The organism is Kitasatospora nipponensis, assembly GCF_039528135.1.
Taxonomy (GTDB): Bacteria; Actinomycetota; Actinomycetes; order Streptomycetales; family Streptomycetaceae; genus Kitasatospora; species Kitasatospora nipponensis.
Genome location: NZ_BAAALF010001012.1, coordinates 1 through 559, shown reverse-complemented (window position 1 = coordinate 559; position 559 = coordinate 1). Strand labels below are relative to the sequence as shown.

1 protein-coding gene is annotated in these 559 nt (G+C 67.1%); it reads left to right on the top strand.

Going from position 1 to position 559, the window contains the following annotated elements; translation table 11 throughout:
- Nucleotides 1–357: 357 nt before the first annotated feature.
- Nucleotides 358–559, top strand: a 202-nt coding sequence (locus tag ABD323_RS44600; protein ID WP_344447679.1) for a hypothetical protein, incomplete at its 3' end; no start/stop codon positions are given.

Genomic DNA, 559 nt, shown 5'->3' with positions numbered 1-559 from the left:
CATGACGCACCGGGGCGACCACGTTTCTCAGTAGGAGTTGTAGCGGAGCCGGAACGTCAGCTGGACGGACGGATTTCCGCTGCCCGCGACGACATCGACGCGGACGGCCGAATGCCCCGGGGGCAGGTTTGGTTTCGTATTCGACTCCACCTACTGGCGTCGGAGGACGCCCGGACTGCTCTGTGCCGGCGCCGGGGGCGAGCGCTGTCGGACCGAGGTTGAACGGTTCCGGGCCGGTCCTACGCCCGCTGCTGCGATGTCACCCGTTAGGCCCACGCTCACGCCGGTCTGCGTAGCTGATTCCTGCGGATCATGCCAGCGTGTGGGCAAGGATCAGTTCGAGGGCAGGGGAGTGGTGTGGGCAAGCTGGCTGATGACCTGCGGACGCTAAGCCGTGAGGCGTACTTCTACCTGTATCCGCTGGTGACGATGGACATCTCCCGGCAGCAGGCAGCCGCGTTGCCCGCAGGGGTCAAGCCGGGGTTCGGGCCGCCGAACCAGTACCAGCATCTGCGGGAGTTCCCCGCGGCCGACTTCCGCGCCGTGGTCCGGCCGAACT